The sequence below is a fragment of the Xanthobacter dioxanivorans genome (genome assembly GCF_016807805.1).
GTDB lineage: Bacteria > Pseudomonadota > Alphaproteobacteria > Rhizobiales > Xanthobacteraceae > Xanthobacter > Xanthobacter dioxanivorans.
Genome location: NZ_CP063362.1, coordinates 1052054 through 1076961 on the forward strand (window position 1 = coordinate 1052054; position 24908 = coordinate 1076961).

Annotated in this window: 21 protein-coding genes and 1 pseudogene; 7 read left to right on the forward strand and 15 right to left on the reverse strand. The window is 68.8% G+C overall.

Annotated features, from left to right (window positions below; genetic code table 11):
• Positions 1 to 41: 41 nt before the first annotated feature.
• The 4 genes and pseudogenes from EZH22_RS05045 to EZH22_RS05060 all read right to left on the reverse strand — a co-directional run bounded on the left by EZH22_RS05045 (position 42) and on the right by EZH22_RS05060 (position 4022).
• Positions 42 to 344 (reverse strand): hypothetical protein, encoded by a 303-nt coding sequence (locus EZH22_RS05045; RefSeq protein WP_203194664.1) that lies wholly within the window; start codon positions 342 to 344, stop codon positions 42 to 44.
• Complete coding sequence (locus EZH22_RS05050; RefSeq protein ID WP_231711491.1) at positions 341 to 1744, reverse strand: putative nucleotidyltransferase substrate binding domain-containing protein; 1404 nt, start codon at positions 1742 to 1744, stop codon at positions 341 to 343. The genes EZH22_RS05045 and EZH22_RS05050 overlap by 4 nt, the downstream gene beginning before the upstream one ends.
• 240 nt (positions 1745 to 1984) lie before the next feature.
• Positions 1985 to 3708 (reverse strand): annotated as a pseudogene (locus EZH22_RS05055) (cation acetate symporter).
• A gap of 5 nt (positions 3709 to 3713) precedes the next feature.
• Positions 3714 to 4022 (reverse strand): DUF485 domain-containing protein, encoded by a 309-nt coding sequence (locus EZH22_RS05060; protein ID WP_203194666.1) that lies wholly within the window; start codon positions 4020 to 4022, stop codon positions 3714 to 3716.
• Positions 4023 to 4676: 654 nt separating this feature from the next.
• Here EZH22_RS05060 and EZH22_RS05065 point away from each other — a divergent pair.
• The 5 genes from EZH22_RS05065 (at position 4677) to EZH22_RS05085 (ending at position 11138) form a co-directional block, all read left to right on the forward strand.
• Positions 4677 to 5507 carry an FAD binding domain-containing protein gene (locus EZH22_RS05065; RefSeq protein ID WP_203194667.1) on the forward strand — a complete coding sequence of 277 codons (831 nt, stop codon included), beginning with the start codon at positions 4677 to 4679 and terminating at the stop codon, positions 5505 to 5507.
• The gene (locus EZH22_RS05070) at positions 5504 to 8200 is read left to right on the forward strand and encodes a molybdopterin-dependent oxidoreductase (protein ID WP_203194668.1); all 2697 of its coding nucleotides are present in this window, start codon (positions 5504 to 5506) and stop codon (positions 8198 to 8200) included. Before EZH22_RS05065 ends, EZH22_RS05070 begins: the two co-directional genes overlap by 4 nt.
• The gene (locus tag EZH22_RS05075) at positions 8197 to 9135 is read left to right on the forward strand and encodes an antibiotic biosynthesis monooxygenase (protein WP_203194669.1); all 939 of its coding nucleotides are present in this window, start codon (positions 8197 to 8199) and stop codon (positions 9133 to 9135) included. Before EZH22_RS05070 ends, EZH22_RS05075 begins: the two co-directional genes overlap by 4 nt.
• A gap of 6 nt (positions 9136 to 9141) precedes the next feature.
• Positions 9142 to 10815, forward strand: coding sequence for an FAD-dependent monooxygenase (locus tag EZH22_RS05080; protein ID WP_231711303.1), 1674 nt, complete (start codon positions 9142 to 9144; stop codon positions 10813 to 10815).
• A 101-nt stretch (positions 10816 to 10916) separates the two neighbouring features.
• Complete coding sequence (locus EZH22_RS05085) at positions 10917 to 11138, forward strand: SMP-30/gluconolactonase/LRE family protein (RefSeq protein WP_408647717.1); 222 nt, start codon at positions 10917 to 10919, stop codon at positions 11136 to 11138.
• Here EZH22_RS05085 and EZH22_RS05090 read toward each other — a convergent pair.
• Entirely contained in the window at positions 11124 to 12017 is an 894-nt protein-coding gene (locus EZH22_RS05090) for a LysR family transcriptional regulator (RefSeq protein WP_203194670.1), read from the reverse strand. The two genes, EZH22_RS05085 and EZH22_RS05090, sit on opposite strands and share 15 nt — an antisense overlap.
• A gap of 113 nt (positions 12018 to 12130) precedes the next feature.
• Here EZH22_RS05090 and EZH22_RS05095 point away from each other — a divergent pair, with 113 nt between their 5' ends.
• Positions 12131 to 12871: an SDR family oxidoreductase gene (locus EZH22_RS05095; protein WP_203194671.1), complete on the forward strand. Its 741-nt coding sequence runs from the start codon at positions 12131 to 12133 to the stop codon at positions 12869 to 12871.
• Positions 12872 to 12898: 27 nt separating this feature from the next.
• Here EZH22_RS05095 and EZH22_RS05100 read toward each other — a convergent pair whose 3' ends face one another.
• The 9 genes from EZH22_RS05100 to EZH22_RS05140 form a co-directional block, all read right to left on the reverse strand.
• Positions 12899 to 13723: an aldo/keto reductase gene (locus EZH22_RS05100; RefSeq protein WP_203194672.1), complete on the reverse strand. Its 825-nt coding sequence runs from the start codon at positions 13721 to 13723 to the stop codon at positions 12899 to 12901.
• A 41-nt stretch (positions 13724 to 13764) separates the two neighbouring features.
• On the reverse strand, positions 13765 to 15003 hold the full coding sequence (locus tag EZH22_RS05105) for an alpha/beta hydrolase family protein (RefSeq protein ID WP_203194673.1): 1239 nt from the start codon (positions 15001 to 15003) through the stop codon (positions 13765 to 13767).
• 88 nt (positions 15004 to 15091) lie between these two features.
• Complete coding sequence (locus EZH22_RS05110) at positions 15092 to 15934, reverse strand: ABC transporter permease (protein ID WP_203194674.1); 843 nt, start codon at positions 15932 to 15934, stop codon at positions 15092 to 15094.
• 1 nt (position 15935) lies between these two features.
• Entirely contained in the window at positions 15936 to 16724 is a 789-nt protein-coding gene (locus EZH22_RS05115) for an ABC transporter ATP-binding protein (protein ID WP_203194675.1), read from the reverse strand.
• Between the two features lie 7 nt (positions 16725 to 16731).
• Complete coding sequence (locus EZH22_RS05120; protein ID WP_203194676.1) at positions 16732 to 17724, reverse strand: ABC transporter substrate-binding protein; 993 nt, start codon at positions 17722 to 17724, stop codon at positions 16732 to 16734.
• Between the two features lie 64 nt (positions 17725 to 17788).
• Positions 17789 to 19033, reverse strand: a complete 1245-nt coding sequence (locus tag EZH22_RS05125; RefSeq protein ID WP_203194677.1) for a cysteine peptidase family C39 domain-containing protein — start codon at positions 19031 to 19033, stop codon at positions 17789 to 17791.
• 53 nt (positions 19034 to 19086) lie between these two features.
• Complete coding sequence (locus EZH22_RS05130; RefSeq protein WP_203194678.1) at positions 19087 to 20313, reverse strand: alpha/beta hydrolase family protein; 1227 nt, start codon at positions 20311 to 20313, stop codon at positions 19087 to 19089.
• 232 nt (positions 20314 to 20545) lie between these two features.
• Complete coding sequence (locus EZH22_RS05135) at positions 20546 to 21169, reverse strand: cupin domain-containing protein (RefSeq protein ID WP_203194679.1); 624 nt, start codon at positions 21167 to 21169, stop codon at positions 20546 to 20548.
• Between the two features lie 118 nt (positions 21170 to 21287).
• Positions 21288 to 22187: a LysR family transcriptional regulator gene (locus EZH22_RS05140; RefSeq protein ID WP_203194680.1), complete on the reverse strand. Its 900-nt coding sequence runs from the start codon at positions 22185 to 22187 to the stop codon at positions 21288 to 21290.
• A 136-nt stretch (positions 22188 to 22323) separates the two neighbouring features.
• On the opposite strand from EZH22_RS05140, the gene EZH22_RS05145 reads away from it, so the two are divergent.
• Complete coding sequence (locus tag EZH22_RS05145) at positions 22324 to 23256, forward strand: alpha/beta fold hydrolase (protein ID WP_408647670.1); 933 nt, start codon at positions 22324 to 22326, stop codon at positions 23254 to 23256.
• A gap of 41 nt (positions 23257 to 23297) precedes the next feature.
• Here the strand turns inward: EZH22_RS05145 and pdxR are convergent, their stop codons facing one another.
• The gene (pdxR, locus tag EZH22_RS05150) at positions 23298 to 24755 is read right to left on the reverse strand and encodes a MocR-like pyridoxine biosynthesis transcription factor PdxR (RefSeq protein WP_203194681.1); all 1458 of its coding nucleotides are present in this window, start codon (positions 24753 to 24755) and stop codon (positions 23298 to 23300) included.
• Positions 24756 to 24908: the final 153 nt, after the last annotated feature.

A 24908-nucleotide genomic window follows, 5' to 3' on the forward strand; every position in this document is an offset into this window, starting at 1 on the left:
TGCGGCTCGGCTCGCCCATGGCGCCCTCGTCCGCCTGCGGCTCAGGAGCCATCGCCGGCGGGCGCCGGCGACGGGGGAAGGACGGAATCGGCACCCCTCAGCCGCCGCTCGCTCGCCACCGCGAGGGCAACGATGAGCGCCGCCCAGATGGCGAACAGCGCCACCGGCAGCAAGGGCAGGCCGAACACCGTCACGTCCGCATCCCACACCATGAGCAGCGGGAAGTTGAAGGCCAGGAACCCGGCGCCGCACAGCGCCAGGAGAAGCTGCGGGCGCGGGCCGCGCTCGGCGGGCGCCTCGGCCGGAGCCCGTGCGGGCGCGTGATCGTCGCCGTTCGCCGTCATAGCGCGTCGAACCGGTAGTGCCGCCCGAGCCACTGCTTGAAGCCGCGGACAATGGCGAGGGCCTCCTTCAGCGCCTGCCGCTCCAGCGTCCCGAGCTCGGTCAGGCGGATGGCATTGCCGGGGGGCCGGCCCTCGGCGATCTGGCGCAGGTTGCTGGCGAGCTTCAGGCCGATGAGGAAGCGCAGCGCATCGGTCAGGTCGCGGGCGAAGGAGGGCTCCATGTGCCCGGTCTCCACCAGCGCCTGGAGGCGCTCCGCCGTGCCGAGGGCATAGATACGGTGCTCCAGCGCCAGCGCCCGCACCCCGTGCACAAGCGGGAAGATGCCGAGCTTCTTCAGGTCGATCTCGGCGGCGGCGCGCCCGGTGAGGCCGGGCAGGCGGGACCACCAGCTGCCGCCCTCGCCGAAGCGCTCCACCGCCTGGGCGAAGCGGGCGAAATAGCCGGCGTCGTTCATCATCAGGAAGTCCACATGCGCCCGTGCCGCCGCGAGCAGCCCGCCATCCCCCGCCACCACGGCCGCGTCAAGGAAGATGGCAAGGTTCATGGGTCCTTCCGGATCCCCCCCATGGATCCAGCGCCGGAGCGTGTCCTTGAACGCCGAGAGGGGCTGGCACCACAGCGGGCGGCTCAGCATGATGCCGCCGGGGCACGGGGGATAGCCGAAATCGATGAGCGCCGCGGTGAAGCGCTGCGTGATGGCCTCCAGCCCCTCGCAGGCGAAGCCGTCGGCGAGCAAAAGGGCGTTGTCCTGATCGGTCTTGATGATCTGCTCGCCGCGGCCTTCCGAGCCCATCACCACCAGGCAGCTATTGGCGCGCAGCTCCGGCGGCGCCAGCATCTCCCACAGGCGGCGGAAGACCTGCCGGTTGAGCTCGCCCACCAGCGCGGCGATCACCTCGACGCGCACGCCGTCGCCATCGAGCACGGTCACGAGGCTGTCGATCTGGCGCGCGGCCGCCTTCAGCTCGTCGAAGCTGGTGGCCTGCGCCGCCTCCAGGGCGATGAGGTGGGAGTGGTTGGCGACGAAGGCCATGAGGTCGAGCTGGCCGAGCACGCCGACGATGCCGTCCTCGCCGCTGCCCGCGCCCTCGCGCACCAGCACCCGGTGGATGCGGTGGCGCAGCATGAGGATGAGGGCGTCGTAGAGCTCGTCGTCCGGGCGCACCGACCAGGGCTCGAAGGTCGCCACCTCGCGCACCGCGAGGCGATCCGGCGGCGTCTCCCGCAGCAGGGCGTCGCGCAGATCGGTGGTGGTGAAGATGCCGATGCGCCCGTCGTCGCGCACCAGCGCATCGCTGAGCCGGCGCTCGGAGAGGGCGCGGCACAGGCTGACGATGTCGGTGCCGCCATCGACGAAGAACGGTTTGCGCACATAGACGTCGCGCACCCGCGACGTCATCAGCGACACGAGCTCGCGCCGCTCCCGGCCGGACGCCGAAACCCGCCCGGGTCGGGGCGGGTCGGTGGGACGCGGCGGGTCGAAGGACGCGGCGGCCTGCGAAAGGCCGCCGTCCGCGTGGTCCTCGGCGGGGGGACTGGGGCCGCCCTGTCCCCGGGCCGTATCGGCCCGGGGTATCAGGCGGTCGTCATCGCTGGTGCCGGGCTCCGTATCGGGCGGGCGCGGCATCGGGCGCTCGCCTCAGTGCCCCGAGGCTTCCGAGGCGCCGATGCCGGTCTCCGACCGGACCTCCTGCGCCGGGAACCCGGCCCGGTCGATCTTCGCCCTCTGGCTGTTGTCGAGGATCGAGACCAGCCAGATCCCCAGGAACCCGAGCGTCATGGAGAACAGGGCCGGCGAGGCATAGGGGAAGGGCGCCGAGCCCACCGGGTTGCCGAGGGTGGCCTCCCACACCGAAGGTGACAGCACGGTCAGGATCACCGAGGACGCAAGCCCGAGGAACCCGCCGACCACCGCACCCTTGGTGGTGCAGTCCTTCCACAGCACCGACATGAAAAGCACCGGAAAGTTGGCCGAGGCCGCCACCGCGAAGGCCAGGGACACCATGAAGGCGATGTTCTGCTTCTCGAAGGCGATGCCCAGAAGCACCGCCAGGATGCCGAGGCAGATGGTGGTGATGCGCGAGACCTTCAGCTCCGAGGCGCTGTCGGCCTTGCCGCCCTTGAACACGGTGGAATAGAGGTCGTGCGACACCGCCGAGGCGCCGGATAGGGTCAGGCCCGCCACCACCGCGAGGATGGTCGCGAACGCCACCGCCGAGATGAAGCCGAGGAAGATGTTGCCCCCACCGCCCGAGCCAGGTGCACCGCCGCCATGTTGGAGCCGCCGATGAGGCCGCCCTTGGCGTCGAGGAACTCCGGATTGGTGAGCACGAAGGTGATGGCGCCGAAGCCGATGATGAAGGTGAGCAGGTAGAAGTAGCCGATCCACCCGGTGGCCCACATCACCGACTTGCGCGCTTCCTTGGCGCTCGGCACGGTGAAGAAGCGCATCAGGATATGGGGCAGGCCGGCGGTGCCGAACATCAGCGCCATGCCGAACGAGATGGCCGAGATCGGGTCCTTGATGAAAGTCCCCGGCCCCATGATGGACTGCCCGGCAGCGGCCGCCGCCTCCGGCGCGGCGCCCTTGGCCAGGGCGATCTGGGTCTTGACGCCCACCGCCGCGGCGAACATGCCCTCCGGGCTGAAGCCGTAGCGCCACATGACCATGAGGGCCATGAAGGTGGCCCCGCCCAGAAGCAGGCAGGCCTTGATGATCTGCACCCAGGTGGTGGCGGTCATGCCGCCGAACAGCACGTACACCATCATCAGCGCGCCGACGATGACCACCGCGATCCAGTAGTCGAGGCCGAACAGCAGCTTGATGAGCTGGCCGGCGCCCACCATCTGGGCGATCAGGTAGAAGGCCACCACCACCAGCGTGCCGGAGGCGGCGAAGATGCGCACCGGGGTCTGGGCGAAGCGGAAGGCGGCCACGTCGGCGAAGGTGAACTTGCCGAGGTTGCGCAGGCGTTCCGCCATCAGGAAGGTGAGGATGGGCCAGCCGACGAGGAAGCCGATCGAATAGATCAGCCCGTCGAACCCGGAGCTCATCACCGCCGCGGAGATGCCGAGGAAGGAGGCGGCCGACATGTAGTCGCCGGCGATGGCGAGGCCGTTCTGGAAGCCGGTGATACCGCCGCCGGCGGTGTAGAAGTCGGCCGCCGACTTGGTCTTGGCCGCCGCCCACTTGGTGATGAAGAGGGTGCCGACGACGAAGATCGCGAACATGGCGATCGCCGTCCAGTTGGTGTTCTGCTTCTCCGACGCGCCGATCGCCTCGGCGGCGAAGGCCGACGCGGGCAGGAGAGCGAGGGCGAGGACGCCCGCAAGGCGCAGCGCCCTGCCGATGGAAGTGTGCATCGCGGTCACTTGAGCACCTGCTGCTTGATCTTCTCGGAGAGATCGTCGAACTCGCTGTTGGCGCGCCGGACGTAGAGGGCGGTGATGAGGATCGTGAAGACGATCACGCCGAAGCCGATCGGAATACCCCACGTCATCACGCCGTCGCCGATGCGCACCGCGAGAATGTCTTTCCGGAAGGCGATAAGCAGGATGAAGCCGTAATAGACCACCAGCATCGCCAGCGTGAGAATCCAGCCGAAGCGCGAGCGCTTCGACTTCAGGAGCTGGTAATTGGGATCGGCCGCTATGCGAGCGGCAAGAGATGCATCCATTGGAGCCCCCCCTTTTGCGGGCCGCGGAGGTTCCGCGGGCCTGGTTGTTATGTTGTGGTTGACGGGTGCCCTGCACGCGGCCCTTCCGTCGCGCCCGCAATCTGGACCAGTCGCGTGCCCGGCGCTAGCTGGGTAAATACCGTACTTTGGGCGATGCCCTTAAGGCAGGATCAGGTGCCCCGCGGGCCGCACGGGTCCACGAAGAATCGCATTAGATTGAATGTTTATGCGCCTTTCTGGGGGATTTAAGCACCCTCGCCCCAGCATTTCGACCGCATGCGGGAGGTCGGGTTCCAGTCGACGCCCGATCTTATACTTTCGGCCAAAGACTCTGATTGGTTCATCCTTCGTATTATGTCGAAAGTGGCGTTTGCGCCGGTCGGAGCAAGAAACAAGGATACGGCCGCCGGCCCGGCGGTCGCGATCCGCAGCCCCGCCGGGCGCCGCAGGGGGTGGCTCCCGCGACGACAAAATCCCTCGTGTCCCATCGCCGCGCGACCGCGCAGATCGATCAGATCCGCCTTGGTTGCAACCGGCTGCGCGTGTTAGCTTCGCCAGCACATCACGCCCCTCAGTTCCCGTCCGCCGCCGACATCCCATCCCCCGCTGTTTCCTCGCCGGCCTTCACCACCGCATCCCGAACGGGGAGGATCAATGGATCTGAACACGGTCCGGCAGATCAGGACGCCCACGCTCCCCGGTGACATCGAGGCGTGGCCGGCGGGGCATGCCTGGCTCGCGGGCGGTACGTGGCTGATGTCCGAGCCGCAGCCCTCCGTCGACACGCTGGTGGACCTCCAGGGCTTCGCCTGGCCCGACCTCACCTTGTCCGATGCCGGCATCGAGATCGCCGCCACCTGTCCCATTGCGCGCGTCGGCGACACCGTGGCGCCGCCGGACTGGCATGCGGCGCCACTGCTGCGGGCGTGCGTCCATTCGCTGCTGATGTCGTTCAAGGTGGCCGGCGTCGCCACCGTCGGCGGCAACATCTGCATGTCGCTGCCGGCCGGCGCCATGATCTCGCTGACCGTGGCGCTCGAGGCGACCTACCTGCTCTGGCCACGCGCGGGCGCACCGCGCAGTGTGGCCGCCCTCGACTTTGTCACCGGCAACCACGCCAACATCCTGGCGCCGGGCGAGCTGCTGCGGGCGATCCAAATCCCCGCCTCGGCGCTGAAGAAGCGCTTCGCCATGCGCCGGGCCTCTCTGACCAAGCTCGGCCGCTCGGCGGCGCTGCTCATCGGCACGCGCGGGCCGGCGGGCGACCTGCTCCTGACCATCACCGCCGCGACGCCGCGCCCGGTGCAACTGCACTTCCCGCAGCTGCCGGACGCGCCGGCGATGCAGGCCGCCATCGCCGCGGCGATCCCGGCGGACGGCTATTTCGACGACGTCAACGGCACGCCCGCCTACAAGCGGCACCTCACCGCGCATTTCGCGCAGGAGATCCGGGCCGAACTGGCGGCAACCGGGGGCGCGGCGTGACCTACTCCATCGACGGGCGGCAGGTTTCCGACGAGCCGCGGCCGGGCCAGTGCCTGCGGACCTTCCTGCGCGATTGCGGCGTGTTCGGCGTGAAGAAGGGCTGCGACGCCGGCGATTGCGGCGCCTGCACCGTATGGCTCGACGGGGTGCCTGTGCATTCCTGCCTGATGCCGGCCTTCCGCGCCCGGGGGCGGCAGGTCACCACCATCCAGGGCCTCGCGCACGGGGATGAGCTTCATCCGGTGCAGACGGCCTTCATGGAGGCGCAGGGGTTCCAGTGCGGCTTCTGCACCGCTGGCATGATCATGACCGTGGCCGCCCTCGACGAGGCCCAGCGCGCCGACCTGCCGCGATCGCTGAAGGGCAACCTCTGCCGCTGCACCGGCTACCGGTCCATCGAGGATGCGGTGGACGGCATCCGCGCCACCGATCACGACGTCGCCGGCGCGGCCTGCGGCGCGAGCCTGCCCAACCCGTTCAGCCGGGGCATCGTCACCGGCCACGCGCGCTACACCATGGACGTGGCGGTGGACCGCCTGCTCCACCTCAAGGTGCTGCGCTCGCCCCACGCCCATGCGCGCATCCTGGGCATCGGCCGGGAGAAGGCGCTGGCGGTGCCGGGCGTCGTCGCAGTGTTCACCTTCGAGGACGTGCCGCGCAAGCTCTACAGCACCGCCACCCACGAGGATCATCTCGTGGATCCGGACGACACCTACATCCTCGACGACGTGGTCCGCGTCGTCGGCCAGCGTGTCGCCGCCGTGGTGGCGGAGAGCGAGGCGGCGGCGGAAGCCGGCTGCCGGGCGCTGGAGGTGGCGTACGAGGTCCTGCCCGCCGTGTTCGATCCGGTCCTCGCCATGGCCGATGGCGCACCCGTCCTCCACCACAAGGGCAACGCGGCCCGGGGCAACATCTACGTCACCTTCGGCGGCGAGGTGGGCAGCGTGGCGGCCGGCTTCGAGGCCGCGGCGGTGGTGCACGAGAAGACCTATTCCACCTCGCGCGTCCAGCACGCGCACCTGGAGACCCATGGCTCCATCGCCTGGCGGGACGAAGAGGGACGCGTCCATGTGCGCACCTCCACCCAGGCGCCGTTCATCGTCCACCGCAAGCTCTGCTATTTGTTCGGCATCTTCCCGCACGACCTGCACGTGTTCACCGAGCGCGTCGGCGGCGGCTTCGGCGGCAAGCAGGAGATGGTGTCCGAGGATTTGTGCGTCCTCGCCACCCTCAAGCTGGGGCGCCCGGTGAAGTGGGAGTTCACCCGCGAGGAGGAATTCCTCGGCGCCACCACCCGCCACCAGATGACCACGCGGGTGAAGATCGGCGCCCGCGCCGACGGCACCCTCACCGCCCTCGAGGTGCATGTGGTCTCCAATACCGGCGCCTATGGCGGCCACGGCAGCGAGACCCTGGCGGCGGCGCTGGGCAGCCCCATCGCCGCCTATCGCTGCCCCAACAAGAAGGCCGAGGGCAGCGCCGTCTACACCAACATGATTCCCGGCGGCGGCTTTCGCGGCTATGGCGCCTCGCAGAGCACCTTCGCCATCGAATGCGCCATGGACGACCTCGCGGCCAAGCTCGGCATCGCCCCGCTGGCGATCCGCCGCAGCAACATGATCGGGCCGGACGACGTCATCGAATCGGTGTGGGGAGACCCCTCCGACGTGGCCTTCGGCAGCTATGGCCTCGACCAGTGCCTCGATCTGGTGGAGGCGGAGCTGGCCGGCGGCGGCGGATTGCCGGTGCCGGAGGGAGACTGGGCGCAGGGCACCGGCTTCGCCGTGTCCATGCTGGAGAGCGGCCCGCCCACCGAGCACCGCTCCGGCGGCCAGATGCGGCTGGAGCCGGACGGCTCCTACCACCTCGCCATCGGCTCGACGGAAATGGGCAACGGCTCCATCACCGCGCACCGGCAGATCGCCGCCGAGCTGCTCGGCGCGCGCGCCGAATCCATCGCCATCATCAATGCCGATACCGACCTCGCGCCCTATGATTCCGGCACCTTCGCCAGCACCGGCACGGTGGTGGCCGGGCAGGCGGTGGAACTGACCGCCCGGGCCCTGCGCGACAGCATCCGCGCCGGCGCCGCCCGCCTCACCGGCATCCCGCCGGGCGACTGGGCGCTGGCCGACGGGGCGGTGGTGAGCGGCAACAGCCGCATCCCGCTCGCCGAGCTGCACCGCCGCGGCACCGCCCTCGGCCACCGCTTCGAGGCCCGGCGCAAGGCCTACCTCTCGCCGCGCACCATCGCCTTCAACGTGCAGGGCGTGCGCCTCGCGGTGCACCGCGTCACCGGCGAGATCCGCATCCTGCACAGCGTGCATGCGGCCGACATCGGACGCCTCATCAATCCGGTCCAGTGCCGCGGGCAGCTGGAGGGCGCGGTGGCCATGGGGCTCGGCTGGGCGCTCACCGAGCACATGGTGCACGACGAGAACGGCCGGCCGCTCAACCCGGCGCTGCGCAACTACCACATCCCGGCCTTCGCCGACACGCCGCGCACCACAATCCTGTTCGCCGACACCTTCGACACCATCGGCCCTCTCGGCGCGAAGGCGCAGGGCGAATGCGCCATCAATGCGGTGGCGCCGGCGGTCTCCAACGCGCTGGCGGATGCCACCGGCGTGCGCTTCGCGGAGCTGCCGTTCACGCCCGATCGCATCTTCGACCAGCTCAGCGTGGCGCCGTGACCGAGGCGCCGGCAGGGTCCGTCACCGTCGTCATCCAGACGCGGGTGCTGGAGGGGCACGAGGCCGCCTTCGCCGCGTGGCAGGAGGAGACGCAGAAGGTGATCGCCGGCTTTCCCGGCTTCATCGAGCAGTCCATCGCCCCGCCCGCGCCGCCCACGCAGGTGGACTGGGTGATCCTCCAGCGCTTCGCCAGCACCGACGCGGCCGTGGGCTGGCTGAACTCCGGCGCCCGGCTGGCGCGGCTCGCCGGCGTCACGCACATGCTGGCCGGCCGGGACGACGTGCATCTGGTGCGGGACGGGGCATCGGGCGTGCTGCCGGCGCCCATCGCCATGGTCATCTCCACCCGGCTCAAGCCGGGGCAGGAGGCGGCCTACCGCGCCTGGGAGCAGCGCATCGCCGCGGCGCAGAGCCGGGCGCCCGGCTTCCAGGGCTACCGGTTCGAGGCGCCCATTCCCGGCGTGCAGGAGGACTTCCTCTCCATCCTGCGCTTCGACACCGAGGCCAACCTGAACGCATGGCTCTTGTCGCCCGAGCGCAAGGCCATGCTGGCGGAGGCGGAGCCCTTCACGGCGGAATTCCATACCCGGCTCGCCCGCACCGGCTTCGACCAGTGGTTCGGCACCACGGCCGGCCAGGCGCCGGCGGCGTGGAAGCAGAACATGCTGGTGGTGCTCATGCTCTACCCGGTGGTGTTCCTGTTCGGCGCCCTGGTGCAGACGCCGCTGCTCCAGCAGGGCGCGAAGCTGCCGTTTCCGGTGGCGCTGTTCGTCGGCAACGTGGTCAGCGTCCTCCTCCTGAGCCTGCTGGTGCCGTGGGTGAGCCGGCGCTTCGGCTGGTGGCTGCGGCCTGGCAGCCGATGGATCGACGCCGTCGGCGCCGGCGTGCTGGTGCTGCTCTACGGCGCGATGATCGCCGCCTTCACCCTGTCCTGAGCGCGGTTGCTGCCGGCGATCGGGCGGCCCAGGGAAAGCTTTGACCTTGCGGCCGCGCTGGGCATGATGCCTGCGTTTTCCGGGGAGGGTTTCGACGTGGATTGTGCTGTGGCTGTCCTCGTGGTGGGCGCCGGCCCGACCGGGCTTCTGTTGGCGGCCGAGCTCCATCGCCGCGGCGTGGACTGCCTTCTCATTGATGCGCACGAGCGACCCCTGGACTGGGATCGCGCGACGGTCGTGCATCCGCGCTCCATCGAGATCTTCGAATCCCTCGGCATCGTCGAGCCCCTGCTCGCGGCCGGCGTCAGGCAGCGCCGGGCGCGCCTGCATTCGAACGGCAGCGCGCTCGGGGACATCGACCTTGCGCTCTGCGGCAGCCGCTATGCGTTCAATCTCGGCGTCTCCGAGGAAGTCACCGAAGCCATCCTCACCGACTACCTGATCCGGCAGGGGGGTACGGTCACCCGTTCCACCCGGCTGGTCGGCCTGGAGGAACGCGCGGACGGCGTCCTGGCGACAATGGAGCGCGAGGGCGCGGAAATTCAGGTTCTCGCCCAGTGGGTGGCCGGATGCGACGGGCACCGCAGCACGGTCCGGACACTGGCGGGCATCGCCCAGGACGGGCACGACATCGCCGAACCATGGGCCGTGTTCGACGCCACCGTGGGCGGCTTTTCGGAATCGTACGAGGCCAACTACGCCTATCTCGACGAGATCCCGGTGATCCTCACCGCCCTGCCGGACCGGCGCTGGCGCGTCTATCTCCGGCCGAGCACCGAGGACTCCGATCTGGTGGCCGATGCCTCGGCCACCATCGCCCGCTACCTGCCGTCGTCCCGTTTCGAGGACGTCGCCAACCCGACCCGCTTCCAGTGCCACACCAAGGTCGCGCAGAGGTACCGGGCGGGACGCCTGCTGCTGGCCGGGGACGCCGCCCACACCTGCAGCCCCGTGCAGGGCCACGGGATGAACAGCGGATTGCAGGATGCGTACAACCTCTCCTGGAAGCTCGCGCTGGTCTGCCAGGGGCACTGCCCCGACACCCTGCTCGACAGCTATGAGGCCGAAAGGCGCCCGGTGGCCCAGATGGTGACGACCTCGGGGGACGAGGCGGACAGCGCCCAGATGCTGAAGGACCCGAGCGAGCGCCGCGCCCGCGACGCGGCCATCCGCGCGGTGTTCGCGAACCCCGCGACGCGCCACCAGGAAGCCGTCGCCGAGGCGGAACTGAACATCGACTACGGCGGCTCGCCGATCGTGATGGGCGACCGGCACCATGCGCTCGCCCCCGGCCAGCGGCTGCCGGACCGGATCGAGGTCCGTGCCGCCGATGGCGGCGTTCTGACCCTCGATGCGTTCACCAACCGCCCCGGCCACACGGCTCTTCTCATCGGCGGCGCATCGACGACCCATGACGAGCTGGCGGACGTCCACCGCGCGATCCAGTCGCGCGCCGGCGTCCCGGTCGTCGAGGCTGCCTTCACGCTGACCGCGCAGCCGGAGCAGGGGCAGGGGCAGGGGCACGGCCGCCTGGAACCCGACGCCGCCGACCGGCTGGGCGTCGGCGCGATGACGCTGCTGGTGGTCCGGCCCGACGGCCATGTGGGCCTGCGCGCCGATGCCGGCCACGCCGAGGCCCTCGCCGCCTACGGCGCGCTTTTGGGAACCCGGGAGACCTGAACGCCGCGCCGGCACCGCCCTCAGGGAAATCCGACGCGCGAAAGGACGGCTTCCAGGACGGCATCAGCCTTGACGCCCTCGGCAACGTCTGGACTTCCGCCCTGGGCGGCGTGCACTGCCATGCGCCGGACGGCACCCATCTCGGCACCATCCCCATCCCGGAGCGCGTCTCCAACGTGTGCTTCGGCGGGCGCAAGCGCAACCGGCTGCTCATCACCGCGCAGACCTCGCTCTACGCCATCGATGTCAACCCGCAGGGCGCCGTCCCCGGCGGGGCGCGCACCGGCGTCCCGGATGGGCCGGTGGGCTCAGACGGCGCGTAGCCGGAACTGCTCCGCCATCCATTCGATGACCACGCGCACCCGCGGCGAGAGCTGGCGCGTGTGCGAATACAGCACGTGAACCGGCAGCGGCGTCGGCGGATAATCTCGAAGGATCTCCACAAGCGTCCCACGGGCCAGCTCGGGGACGATGCGATAGCGCGGAACCTGGATGATCCCCAGCCCCTGGCAGGCGCAGGCCACGTTGGTTTCGGCGCCGGTCACGGTCACGACGGAGGGCGGCGTCATCTGCCGCTCCCTGCCGCGATCGAGAAAGACAAGCGGGCTGACGGCGGCGGCGTCCGGGGCAAGCAGGCCGATGATGCGGTGGTTCCCCAGATCGTCCGGCGACGCCGGGATGCCGAACCGCTCGATGTAGGAGGGACTGGCGTAGGTGCCCCGGCCGAGTTCCGCTAGCTTGCGGCGGATCAGCGGGCTGTCGCTCAGCGTGCCGGCGCGCAGGATGCAGTCGAACCCCTCCCGCACCATGTCCAGCGCCTGGTGCGCCTCCCCGATGTGAAGCCGCAGGCCCGGATAGGCGTCGAGGAAGCGGGGAAGACCCGGCAGCAGGAAATGGCGCGCCTGCGTGCCATGCACGTCGATGCGCACGAGGCCCGCGGGCTTGGCACCGGCGAAGGCGCCTTCGGCATCCTCCAGATCGGCGATCAGCGCCACGCAGCGCTGGTAATAAGCCTCCCCGTCCAGCGTCGGGCTGACCTGGCGGGTGGTGCGCTGGAGCAGGCGAACACCCAGCCGGGCCTCCAGCCCCTTCACCGCGTCGGTCACGGACGAGCGCGGAAGCCCGAGATCCTCCGCGGCCTTGGTGAAGCTCCGGCGCTCCACGATCCGGGTGAAGACCCGCATGGCATCGAACCGATCCATTGTTCGACATCTCGAATGGTGATGCCGGATCATGGGTGATTATCTGGCAGAATGAAATGGGCATTGTCTCCTCACACCCGCCGGACACCGGCGAGCAGCAAGGAGCAGGACTCATGGCCAATCACTCCCGCAAGGTCGCGATCGTCACCGGCGCCTCGGGCGGCATCGGCGCGGCGGTGGCCGAACGCCTCGCCAAAGACGGCTTCACCGTGGTGGTGAACTACGCCGGCAGCACCGGCCCGGCGGAAGCCCTCGTGGCGAAGATCGAAGCCGCCGGTGGCCGCGCCGTCACCGCCCAGGCCGATATTTCCAGCGTCGAGGCGGTGCGCCGCATGTTCGACAGCGCCGAGACCGCGTTCGGCGGCGTCGACGTGCTGGTCAACAATGCCGGCATCATGAATCTCGCGACCATCGCCGACAGCGACGACGCCCTGTTCGACCGGCAGATCGCGGTGAACCTGAAGGGCACCTTCAACACCCTGCGCGAGGCGGCGCGGCGGCTGCGGGACGGCGGGCGGATCGTGAACCTCTCGTCCAGCGTCGTCGGCCTGTTGCAGCCGACCTACGGCGTCTACGCCGCCACCAAGGCGGCGGTGGAAGCCATGACCAGCATCCTTGCCAAGGAGCTGCGCGGCCGGAACATCACCGTCAATGCCGTGGCGCCGGGACCGACTGCGACCAAGCTCTTCCTCGACGGCAAGCCGCAGGAGGTCATCGACCGCCTGGCCAAGCTCGCCCCGCTGGAGCGCCTCGGCCAGCCCGAAGACATCGCCTCGGCGGTCGCCCTGCTGGTGGGGCCGGACGGCGGCTGGATCAACGGCCAGACCCTGCGGGTGAACGGCGGGATCATCTGATCGCGCCCCGCGTTCCATCCCTCGACGTCAGGCCGCGTCCCAGACCGGCGCGAAGGGAGGGCTCACGAAGCGCTGCGCCTTGGGCAGGCGGGCGATGACGGCGTGGTCGTCGCGGTCGAGGGTGAGGCCGAGCGCGCCAAGATTCTCCTTCTGCCGCGCCGCGCCCGCCGCCTTGGGAATGACCGCCACCTCGCCCTGGTCCAGCAGCCAGCGCAGCGCCACCTGGGCCGGCGTCGCGCCGTGCTTCCCGGCAATGGCACGCAGCTCCGCGCTCTCGGCCACCGCGCCCCTGGCGAGCGGGCAATAGCCGGTGACGGGAACGCCGTGGCCGGCGAGGTAGGTCCGGATCGGCGCCTGATCCAGAAAGACGTGATACTCGATCTGGTTGCAGGCGATGGGCGCGCCGATCTCCTCCACCACGCGCTTCAGCAGCGGCAAGGTGAAATTGGCGACACCGATGGCGCGCGTGAGGCCCTCCTCCTCGAGGCGCGCCAGCGTCGCCATCGCCGCCGGCAGGTTCATCTGCGGCGACGGCCAGTGGACAAGGAAGAGATCCACATGGTCGAGCCCGAGCTTCTCCAGGCTCGCGTCCATGGAACGGCGGATGGCATCGGGCGCGAGCTGGTCGTGCCAGACCTTGGTGGTCACGTGCAGCGCGTCGCGGGGAAGGCCGCAGGCGGCGAGGGCCGCGCCCACCTCCGCCTCGTTGCCGTACATGGCGGCGGTGTCGATGTGGCGATAGCCGAGGGCGAGGGCGCTCTCCACCGCGGCCCGGCAGGTATCGCCGGTCATCTGGAAGGTACCGAAGCCCAGGCGCGGCAAGAGGATGCCGCGCGTTTCGATATCGGTCATGGAATGCTCCGAAACCTGGGAATGCGAGCCGGACGGAAAGGCTACGCGGCCGGCGCTATGGCGCGCGACCGCGAGAGGTCAACCTGATCGATGCCGAAGACGTCCGCCAACCAGTCGATCATCAATTCCTGACCCAAGGTCGGATTGTCGTGCTGGCAATGCTCGGCGCCGGTCATCTCGGCATCCACCAGCATCAGGGTGACGTTCACGCCGGCGGCCTTGGCATATTGGTAGCCCTGCCGCGCCGCCTCGACGCCAAGCACGTCGTGGCCGCCGTGCAGGATGAGATAGGGGCATTTCATGTTCTCGAACACGCCCCGCATGTCGAAATTCTTGGTCTTCTCGGCGACGCCCTTCATGCTGTCGGCGCCGAACACCCACTTCATGTGGGAGGCGAGGCCATGGTCCTCGGCGCGATCCTTGTAGCGCTCGTAGAGGCTCAGCACGCCGCCATGGGAGATGGCCGCGGCGAGGCGCGGCTCCATGGCGCCGGCGCGGGCCGCATAATAGCCGCCCAATGACGAGCCGGAGACGGCGATCCGGCTCGTGTCCACGTCGTCGCGGGTGGCGAGCCAGTCGATGCAGCGGCCCACCGGCACCTCATAGTCGTAGCGGTTGGCAAGGCCGTGGCGGCGCAGGGTCGCCCCCTGCCCCGGCCCGTCCATGAGCAATACGGAGATGCCGCGCTGGAGCGCGCCGCGCCCGGTCATGAACCAGAGCTCATCCTTGTAGGAATCCAGCCCGCCGAACGAGATCAGCACCGGCTGCCGGCCGGTGTCGAACGGCGCGCGGATGAAGTAGCCGTACATGGGCTTGCCGTCGTCCTCGTACGGCACCTCCACGAATTCGCCCTGCGGCACAGTGTGGGCAAGGAAGCGCCGAGTGGACAGCTCCGCCTTCTCGAAGGTGGGCATGCGGCGCGGATCCGTCGGCTCCAGCCAGAACTCGGCCGAGCGGTACATGTCGGCGGCGCGCAGATAGCAGTTCATGGCGGTCTGGATGTGGCCCCTGGCCTCCTCCGCCTCGCCGCGGCGGAAGTTGTTGTCGGCTACCACCATCCATTCGCGGTGCCAGCTGTCGTAATCCCCCGGGATCATCCGGCTCGCCGCGAGGAAGCTCTCGGAGACGGTGCCGCCGCCCTCCTGCGTCTCGCCCAGCGCGCGGCGGAACTGGTAGGACGGCCAGGGAAAATCGGGCCAGTGATGCCAGCCGTAGGGCTCGTAATGGGGCGAGGCGTCGGTGGCGACGGCGTCGATGAGCTTGGCTTCGGTGTCGGTCATGGGACGGCTCCGCGCAGAGGTTTCGGGCGTGCGGAAGGCGGGCCGGCGCCGTAGGGCGCCGTCCGGATTTCAATGCAGAGGGGTCGGCTCAGCCGGCCGTCTTCATGCCCCAGCGCTCGACGGTCTTCCTCTCGACCCAGTCGAAGAACCAGTTCTCCGAGACCCACCCGATCATGGCGATGGTGATCATGCCGCAGATCATGATGTCGGGCCGAAGCTGCCAGCGGGCGTCATCGATGAGGAAGCCGAGGCCGGTGATGGACGAGATCATCTCCGCCCCGACGATCACGCGCCAGCCCACGCCATAGGTCAGGCGCATGCCGGTGATGATGTAGGGCAAGGAGCCGGGAATGAGGATGGCGCGCGTGTAGAGGCTGCGGGAGGCGAGATAGACCTTGGCCACCTCCGTGTATTGGCCCGACAGGGTCTGCACCCCGGTCATGGTGTTGAACATGATCGACCAGATGCCGGAGAAGAAGATCACGAACACGGTGGAGGTGAAGCCGACGCCGAACCACAGGATGGCGAGCGGGATCCAGGCGATGCCGGGAATGGGATAGAGCAGCCGGCACAAGGGCAGGAAGGCGGCGCGGATGGTGGGCGAGGCGCCCATCACCAGGCCGGCCGGAATGCCCACCAGAGCCGCCAGCATGACGCCGGTGATCTGCCGTCCGACGCTCGCCGCCGTGTTGGACAGCAGGGCGCCGGACAGGGTCAGGTCGTAGAAGGCGACCACCACCTGGAACGGCGATGGGAAGGCCCATTTGGGCATGAGCCCCAAGCTGTACACCACCTGCCAAATGAGCAGGAAGCCGGCGATGGTGCCGAGCCCCAGCAGCCGGTCCCGCCCCGGCAGGCGCAGGCGCGGCAGGTAGGAGGCGAAGGTTGTCGCCTTGGAGGTGGACGCCTTGGGGGAAGCCGTCATCGCCATCTCACGCTCCCGCCATCATGTCGGCCTGCTCCAGCTGGGCCGCGCGGTTGATCTCCTCGCCGAGCACGCCTCGCACCTCCCGCTGGAGGCGGCCCATGGCCTCGCTGGTCATGTCCCGGGGCCGGGGCTCGCTCACGGCGATCACCTGCTTGATGCGGCCCGGGCGGGCGGTCATCACCACGATCCGGTCGGAGAGGTAGAGCGCCTCCTCGATGGAGTGGGTCACGAAGATCACGGTCTTCTTGTATTCGCGCCAGATGCGCAGCAGTTCGTCCTGCAGCGTCTCGCGCGTCTGCGCGTCAAGGGCGCCAAAGGGCTCGTCCATGAGCAGCAGGGAGGGGTTCACCGCCAGGGCGCGGGCGATGGAGACGCGCTGCTTCATGCCGCCGGACAGGTGATGCGGAAAGCGAGCGGCGAAATCCGCAAGGCCCACGGTCTTCAGCAGCCCGTCGGCAATTTCCCGCCGCTCCTTCGCCGAGCGCCCGCGCGCCCGGAGGCCGAACTCCACGTTGTCGCGCACGGTCATCCACGGGAACAGCGCATAGTCCTGGAACACCACGGCGCGGTCGGGCCCCGGCCCGTCCACCGCCTTGCCGTCGATGCTCATGCGCCCGTGCGTCGCCGGGATGAGTCCGGCGACGATCTTCAGGAGGGTGGACTTGCCGCAGCCGGAAGGGCCGAGCAGGCAGATGAACTCGCCCTCCTCGATCTTCAGGTTGATATCCACCAGCGCGGAGACGTCCGCGCCCTGGTTGCCGTATCTCTTGTCGAGGCCGTCGATGATCACCATGCGGGCCTCACTTCTTCAGCTTTTCATAGCCGGGATAGCCCGGATAGCTCTCGACCATGGAGAGATCCACGGCGTCCTCGTACTTCACCGGCTTCTGCAGCAGATTGTCCTGCGCCATCCAGCCCAGCAGCGCCTCGATCCAGACCTTGGGCGGCGCGTTGTAGGTCCAGCCGCAATTGCCGTAGGACTGCTCCAGCAGCTTGCTGTCCATGTTCGGCACGTAGTGCTTGAGCACTTCCATGCCGAGCTTCTTGTCGGTGCGCATGATGTGCACCGCATCGAGATGCGCCCAGACTAGGCGCTTCGCCAGCTCGGGATGCGCCGCCACGAACTTCTTGCTCATGATCATGCCGTTGCGCAGCATGTCGGAATCCAGCTTCGTCTTGTCCACCAGCTCGTTGGCGGGCAAAAGCAGCTTGGCGCCCTTGTCGATGGCGTTGGTGCCGTAGGGCTCGAACGGGAAGGCGGCGGCGATGTCGCCGGTCAGCAGGGCGGAGGCCACTTCCGGCACCGGCACCAAAGCAAGCTGCACGTCCTTCTCGGTGAGGCCGAAGCGGGGCAGGATCTCCTTGGTGAGGGTGAGATACTGCACGTCGAACTTGGTGACGATGCCGATGCGCTTGCCCTTGAGGTCCGCCCAGGACTTCACATTGGGCGAGGCCACCATCAGCGCGCAATTGGCGGAGGAGGCGGCGACGATGGTGTTCTCGATGCCGGCGGAGAGATAGCGCAGGGCGCTCGCATACTGGTTATAGCCCACGTCATAGTCGCCGATGGCCATCATCTGGTTGGAACGCTGGTAGTTCCCGCCGATGAACTCCACCTTGACGCCGTATTTGTCCCAGAGCTTCAGGTATTCGGCGACGAAGGGCTGGATGTGGTCGTAGCCGGGCGTGCCGGCGACCACCTTGACCGTGTAATTGTCCACCGCCTGCGCCGCCGCGGACCCCGCCGCGGCCACACTCATGAACAGACCGAGCAATGCTCCTCTGATCGTCATTCTTGTTCCCCTGCAAGGATATGGGAGACGGGGCGCGGGGGGCTTGCGCGCCCCGCGCGGACGCTCATTCGGCGGCGATGCCGTGCGCCTTGGGCGCGACGTGCGTGATCTGCCGCACCGCCTCAACGGCCCGCGTCATGGCGGCGAGGGCGGACAGCTCCATGTCGGCGATGCGGGAGAGGATCTCGCCGGCCGCCTTCAGGTCCGCCTCGTAGCGCAACACCCGGAAGGTGTCGGACGACTTCTGCATCAACTCGGCCGCCGCGGCGGCGTCGGTGGTGTCGAGACCGCGCAGGCCGAGCTCCCGGGTGACGCGGCGCAGATAGCCGGCGGCGCCGGCCCGGCCGAGCACGCCGTGGTTCGGGATCTGGCCTCGCAGGAACAGCGGGCGGCGCGTGCCGTCGGGGGCGAGCACGTCCTCGACCTCGCCCTTGCGGATCTTCTCGGCGAAGGCGGCCATGCCCGGCGCTCCGGTCTCGAAGCGCGGGATCTGCCACTGGTTGCCGAACAGGGCATAGGGCTTGGGATAATCGCCGCACAGGATCTTAAGGTTGCGGCGGAACGAGTGGCGGATGGATGTGGCGATGTCCCAGGCGGGATCTCGGCCGGGCTCCACCCACACCATGAGGAAGGGACCGTAGCCATCGTGCAGGGTCCATTCCCCGCCGAAGGGATGGTGGTGCTCCCACGGCTCGTAGCCGCTGGCGCCGCGCTGCTTGGCCTGGGCCCATGCCTCGCGGAAGACGCTGATCGGCGCCTCGTAGCGGGAGTGGGGCATGATGTCGTTGGGCTCGAAGATGGTCACCGTGCCCTTGTCGAGATCATAGCCGGCGACCACCACATGGTGGCCGAAACCTGTCTTGCCCATGGTCTCGTGCTGGAACTTCAGGCGCGGCGAGGTCCTGGCCCCATAGGGCAGCATGAGCGAGTAGTGCAGGCCCACCTGCACCGGGATGCCCCGGTCGACCAGCGCGCACAGCTTGGCGAACGCCTCGTCGAAGCCGTTCTCGTGGTCCTCCTCCCAGTGGCCCTCGAAGCCGAGGGAGGAGGAGGTGTATTCCCAGATCTCGTGGAAGGGGCCGGCGCCGCCGTTGAAGGCGGGGGCGCCCCACACCGGGGTCCAGCGGAAGGAGAAGCCGTCGCCGGAGGTGCCGTCGGCGAACAGCACGTCGCTTTCGCCGAACAGGCGGTACATGCCGAGCAGGCCGGTGAAGTAGCAGCGGCCGGAATTACCGCCTTCCGGATAGGCCTTCGCGCCCATCCAGGTCATGGAATAGTAAGCGTCGTCGTAGCCGGTGACGTATGCCATGAGTCTACTCCGGTGAGGGTCTGCTCAGATGATGACTTCTGCCTTTCGAGGCCTCAGATCAGGGGATTGGTGATCTTCCTGCGCAGCTCGCGCTCGTTTATGCCGAACACGTCCATGAGCCAGTCGGCCATCAATTCCTGGCCGATGGTCGGGTTGTCATGCTGGCAGTGGTCGGCGCCGGTCTCCTCCTCGGTGACGAAGCGCAGGGTGACGTCCACGCCCTTGGACTTGGCATAGTCCGCCACCTTGCGGGCCGCGGCGACGCCGAGCACGTCGTGTCCGCCATGGACGATGAGGTAGGGGCACGTCATGTGGTCGAGGTGACCCTCCAGCTTGAAGGGTGCGGCCTTTTCCAGGGCCTCCGTCATGGAAGAGGCGCCGAACACCGACTTGATGTGGTCGGCAAGGCCATGGTCCTCGCCCGCGCCGGCCCACAATTCCTGGATCGACCAGATGGCGCCATGGGAGATGGCCGCCGCCAGGCGCGGCTCGTAGCAGCCGGCCCGCGCCGCGTAGTAGCCGCCGAGGGAGGAGCCGCACACGGCGATGCGCGCCGGGTCGATGTCGTCGCGGGTGACGAGGTAGTCGATGCACTTGCCGATCGGCACCTCATAATCGGGCCGGGTCGGGATCTTGTGTCGGCGCAACGTTCCGCCCTGCCCGGGCCCGTCGATCATCAGCACCGAGATGCCGCGCTGGAGAGCGCCGTGGGCCTGCATGAACCACATCTCGTCCTTGATGGAATCAAGGCCACCCATGCAGATGAGAACCGGCTGCTTTCCGGTGTCGAAGGGGGCGCGGACGAAATAGGCGTAGAGGGTCTTGCCGTCCTCGTAGGGGATTTCGAGCACCTCGCCGGCCGGGTTCAGGTTGGTGATGAACTTGGCGGAGCAGGCCTCCATCTGGGTGAAGGTCTCAAGCCGGCGCGGGTCGGCGTATTCCAGCCAGAATTCGGTGTGGCGATAGTAATTGGCGGCGCGCAGCCAGCAGTTCATGGCGGTGCGCACATGGCCCTTGGCGAACTCCTCGTCGCCGCGCTGCTGATTGAAGTCGGCGATGTGCTTCCACTCGCGATGCCAGCTTTCCTGGTCGCCGGGGATCATCCGGCTGGCGGCGAGGAAGCACTCGGACACCGCTCCGCCGCCCTCCTGGGTTTCGCCCAGGGCGCGGCGAAACTGGTAGCTCATCCAGGGAAATTTCGGCCAGTGGTGCCAGCCATAGGGCTGGTAGGTGCCGTGGGCCTCATCCATCACCTGATCGATGAGCAACGCTTCCGCCATAGCTTTCCTCCGTCGGCCGCGCCAGCGACCCTGCGGAGAACTTAAAGCCATGCGAAAGCCGAATTCAAGTCACTTGAATTTTAGGAAAGATAGAGAAAGTCTATGAAATAGGCAGGCTTTGGTCCCCTCATGGGCAGCCCGGCACCACGAAGCCTACCCGGTAGGCGATGATCGTCCGCGCGCGATGCCGGCGCGTTTCCTTCGCCTCAAATTTGCGCGCCTGAACTAAAAATCAGAAAGAAGGCGGCGTATTAATGAAGATGATCCGGGCCTCTTCCTCGCCGATATTTCTGTAGCCGTGCGGGATTTCGGAGCGATAGGTAAAGCTGTCGCCGGCATTCACGTTGAAGATTTTGTCTCCGAGCAGAAGCTCTATGCGCCCGCACAGCACATACCCCACCTCCTCGCCCTCGTGCGCGACCAGCCCGTCGCTGCCGCCACCGGCGGCGACGATGTGCACGTTGCCCTGCAGCAGGTGCCCCTTGGCGTAGGGGATGAGGCGCTCCATCCGGATCCCCTCCCCCCGGCGCAGCGGATCAAGCTCGACCACCATCCGCTGCCCGGTGCGCTGCACCACCTCCTGGTCGGCATCCGGCGTGGCAAAGAGCTCGCCGATGGTGAGGTGCAGGGCCTCGCACACGCGGGCGAGCATGTTGAGCGAGGGCTGGATCTTGTTGTTCTCCAGCTTAGACAGCAGGCTTTCGGAGCAGTTGGCCGCCTCGGCGATGTCCTTCAGCCGGGCGCCGGCAAGCAGGCGGGCATGGCGCAGGCGGGTGCCGACCTGGAGCCTGGGTGCCTGCTCCGCCTCTTCCTTCGCCGCGACGCCTTGCACAATGAAATCCGAAATGTCGCTCATACCCTGGCACTGTCGGTGGAGAGGCTGGCCCGCAGAAACTGGACCCTCGCCCCAACCTACAGAGCCCGCCCCCCCGGCGCAACGACTTCGCGCGCGGACCTGACCTGCGGCCCGGGCGTCACAGCTCCCAGTAGGGCGGGCTGCCGAACGCCTGGCGCAGGCAATCGGCGAAGACCCTGAGCTTGGCGGAGGACCGGCGGCCCTCCGGATGCGCGATATAGATGAAGGCGGCCTCCGGCTCGACGCCCACGTCGACGGCCCTGAGGCGGCCGCTCCTGATCTCGGCTCCGGCGATGAACAGGGGCAGCAGAGCGATCCCGAGCCCGGCGAGGGCTGCGTCGCGCATCATGTCGCCGTTGTTCACGCAAAGGGCGGGCCGGCCGCGCACGCTCGTCGCGCCCTCCGGCCCGGGAAAGCGCCAGTCCCCGGCGCCGCGGTTCGTGTAGAAGATGCCGCTATGGCCATCGAGCTCGGCCAGCGATCCGGGCGCGCCGTGCCGCGCGAGATAGTCGGGCGCGGCCACCAGCACCCGCCTGCTGGGCGCCAGGCGCCACGCCATCAGCCGCGAATCCGCGATCGGGCCGTGCCGCACCACCGCATCGAAGCCGTCGGCGGTGGCATCGACGCGGCGGTCATCAAGGTCGAGCGTGAGCGCGATCCCCGGATTCTGGGCAAGGAAGGGGTAGATCGCCGGCCCGAGGTGCATCCGGCCGAAGGTCACCGGCGCGGAAATGCGCAGGGGACCGACCAGGGCGCCCCGCCGCTCCGCCATATCGGCCGCGGCCGCCTCGACCTCGCGGGCGATGCGGGTCGCCCGGGCGAGGAATGCCGTGCCGTCCTCGGTGAGGGTGAGCCGGCGCGTGCTGCGATGCACCAGGGTGGCGCCAAGGCTGCGTTCGAGCTCGGCCAGACGGTCGCTCACCACCGACTTGGACACGCGCAGCCGGCGCGCCGCTTCGCTGAGCGAGCCCGCATCGGCGATGACGACGAAGGTCATGATGGCGTCCAGCTTCATCATCGTTCGGTTTTTCCGAAAAGCTGTTCCTTCTTTGCGAGCCTAATCCGGACGCGTTCGGACTGCTAACTTTTGCGTGGCCAGCGGGGCAGACAGAGACGGTCGCAGCGACCGCCCTCCCGGTGGGCGGGAGACGACCATGCTGAAGTCCGGCATCACCCTTGGCGCCCTTGTCCTGATGGCCCCCGACCTCGCCGCGTCGGCCGGCGCCCAGGTGCCCGCCTTCCCCGCGTCCTTTGCGGCACGGGAGATTGCGACCAACGGCGCCACGATCCATGTCCGCGTCGGCGGCGCGGGGCCGGCGGTGGTTCTGCTGCACGGCTATGGCGAGACCGGCGACATGTGGGCGCCGATGGCCGCGGACCTCGCCCGCGACCACACGGTGATCGTCCCCGATCTGCGCGGGCTCGGGCTTTCCTCCAAGCCCGCGTCCGGCTTCGACAAGAAGACCCAGGCCGAAGACGTGGCCGGGGTCCTCGACGCCCTCAAGGTCCTGAGCGCCGACCTCGTGACCCACGACATCGGCAACATGGTCGGGTTCGCCTTCGCCGCGCAGCACCCCGAGCGGGTGAAAAGCTTCGTGCTCATCGACGCGCCGGTGCCGGGCATCGGGCCTTGGGACGAAATCCTGAAGAACCCGCTGCTGTGGCACTTCCGCTTCGGCGGGCCGGACATGGAGCGGCTCGTCGCCGGGCGCGAGCGCATCTATCTCGACCGCTTCTGGAACGAGTTCTCGGCGGATCCGGGCCGCTTCCCAGAGGCCTCGCGCGTGCACTACGCCGCGCTGTACGCCTTGCCGGGCGCCATGCATTCGGGGTTCGCGCAGTTCGCCGCGTTCGACCAGGACGCGATCGACAACCGCGCCTTCCTCGCCGCCAAGGGCAAGCTCGCCATGCCGGTGCTGGCCGTCGGCGGCGAAAAGTCGTTCGGCCCCATGATGGCGACGGTGATGCGCGCCGGCGCGAGCGACGTGACCGAGGCGGTCGTCCCGGAATCCGGCCACTGGATCATGGAGGAGAACCCTTCGGCCACGATCGCGATCGTCCGGGCATTCCTGGACAAGAAGGGCTGAGCTTCCGCCCGGGGCGAAGGCGCGTTCCCGCCGAAACCGCCCTACAGCCGGCTCTTCAGGCGGCTGATGCCGGCCTCGATCTGGTCCTCCGCCAGGGAGGCATAGCCGAGCAGGAGCCAGTCGTTGCTCACGTCGGCATTGCCGTATTCGTGGCCGCCGCCGCTCTGGATGGTGTAGACGCCCACATTCTGGCTGCGCGCCAGCGCCGCCACCTGATGGGCGCGCGGCAGCCCGGCGGGCAGCTTCCAGGCGAGGTGCGTGCCGGCCTCGGTTCCCCTCAGATCGACCCGGCCGAAATGCTGGCGCAGGGCGGCGACGATGGCGTTGCGGCGCTGCTGGTAGCGCAGCCGCACCCGCCGCAGGTGGCGCACGAAGCCGCCGGTGAGCAGGAATTCGGCCAGCGCCGCCTGCTCCAGCCAGACCTGCCCATTGTCGAGCAGCGCCTTGGCGGCACCCGCGGCGGGGGCGAGATGGTCGGGGAAGATGGCGTAGCCGGTCCGCAGGCCGGCGCCGAGCGACTTGGAGAAGGTGCCGAGATAGATGACGTTCTCCGGGCTCATGGCCTTGAGCGCCGGCAGCAGCATGCCGCCATAGTGGAACTCGTTGTCGTAGTCGTCCTCGATGATGTAGGCGCCGGTGCGGTCGGCCCATTCCAGGATGGTCTTGCGCCGCTCCAGCGAGAGCACGCCGCCCATGGGGTACTGGTGCGACGGCATGACGTAGGCGATCTGCGCCGCCACCCGCGCCAGCTGCGCCGTGTCGATGCCGTCCTCGTCGGCGGCGATGGGGCACAGCCGCATGTTCACGCTCTCGAACAGGTAGGCGGCGCCCTGGCTGCAAGGGTTCTCGATCACGATGGTGTCGCCCTCGCGGGCCAGCACCCGCAGCGCCAGGTTGAGCGCGAGCTGGGCGCCGGCCACGATCACCACCTGCTCGGGCCGCACATGGATGTCGCGCATCACCGCCACGTGGTCGGCGATGGCGGCGCGCAGCGCCATCAGCCCGCACGGATCGCCGTATTCGGTCAGGTTGTGGCCGGCCACGGCGAGGGCATGCAGGATCAGCCGGCGCCAGGTCTTCAGCGGGAAGGCGCGCGGGTCCGTGCGCTGGGGCCAGAAATCGATGGGGATGCGGCTGTTGTTGAGGATGGCGTGGGAACGCCCGGTGAAGGCCGCAGGCGCCAGCTTCTCGGGCGAGCGCCGCTCGGATGGGGCCGGCGCCTCCGCGGCCCCGCCCGCCGGGCTCATGGCCCGCTCGGGCAGCACCGCGGCCACGTAGGTGCCCACCATGGGGCGGGTGATGAGGTAGCCCTCGTTGATCAGCCGCTCATAGGCGAAGGTGACCGAGTTGCGCGAGATCCCCAGCTGCTGGGCGAGGTGGCGCGAGGACGGCACGCTCGCCTCGCCCTTCAGCCGCCCATCCAGGATCTGCTGCCGGATCTGCTCGAAGAGCTGTTCCTGCAGGCTGCTTGAGGAAGATCGATCGAGCGAGATCAGCACGCGAGCCTCGATTGATGGTGTCCGGCGGGCACCGGCGACAGTAGATGCTGGAGCCGGCCGAGGCCACCGGCGAGAGGTCCAGTCGATAACAGCCTTTTGGGGCCAAGGCCGCCTCGCCTTGACTTGGCGCGGGGCGGGAAACCATTTTTCACG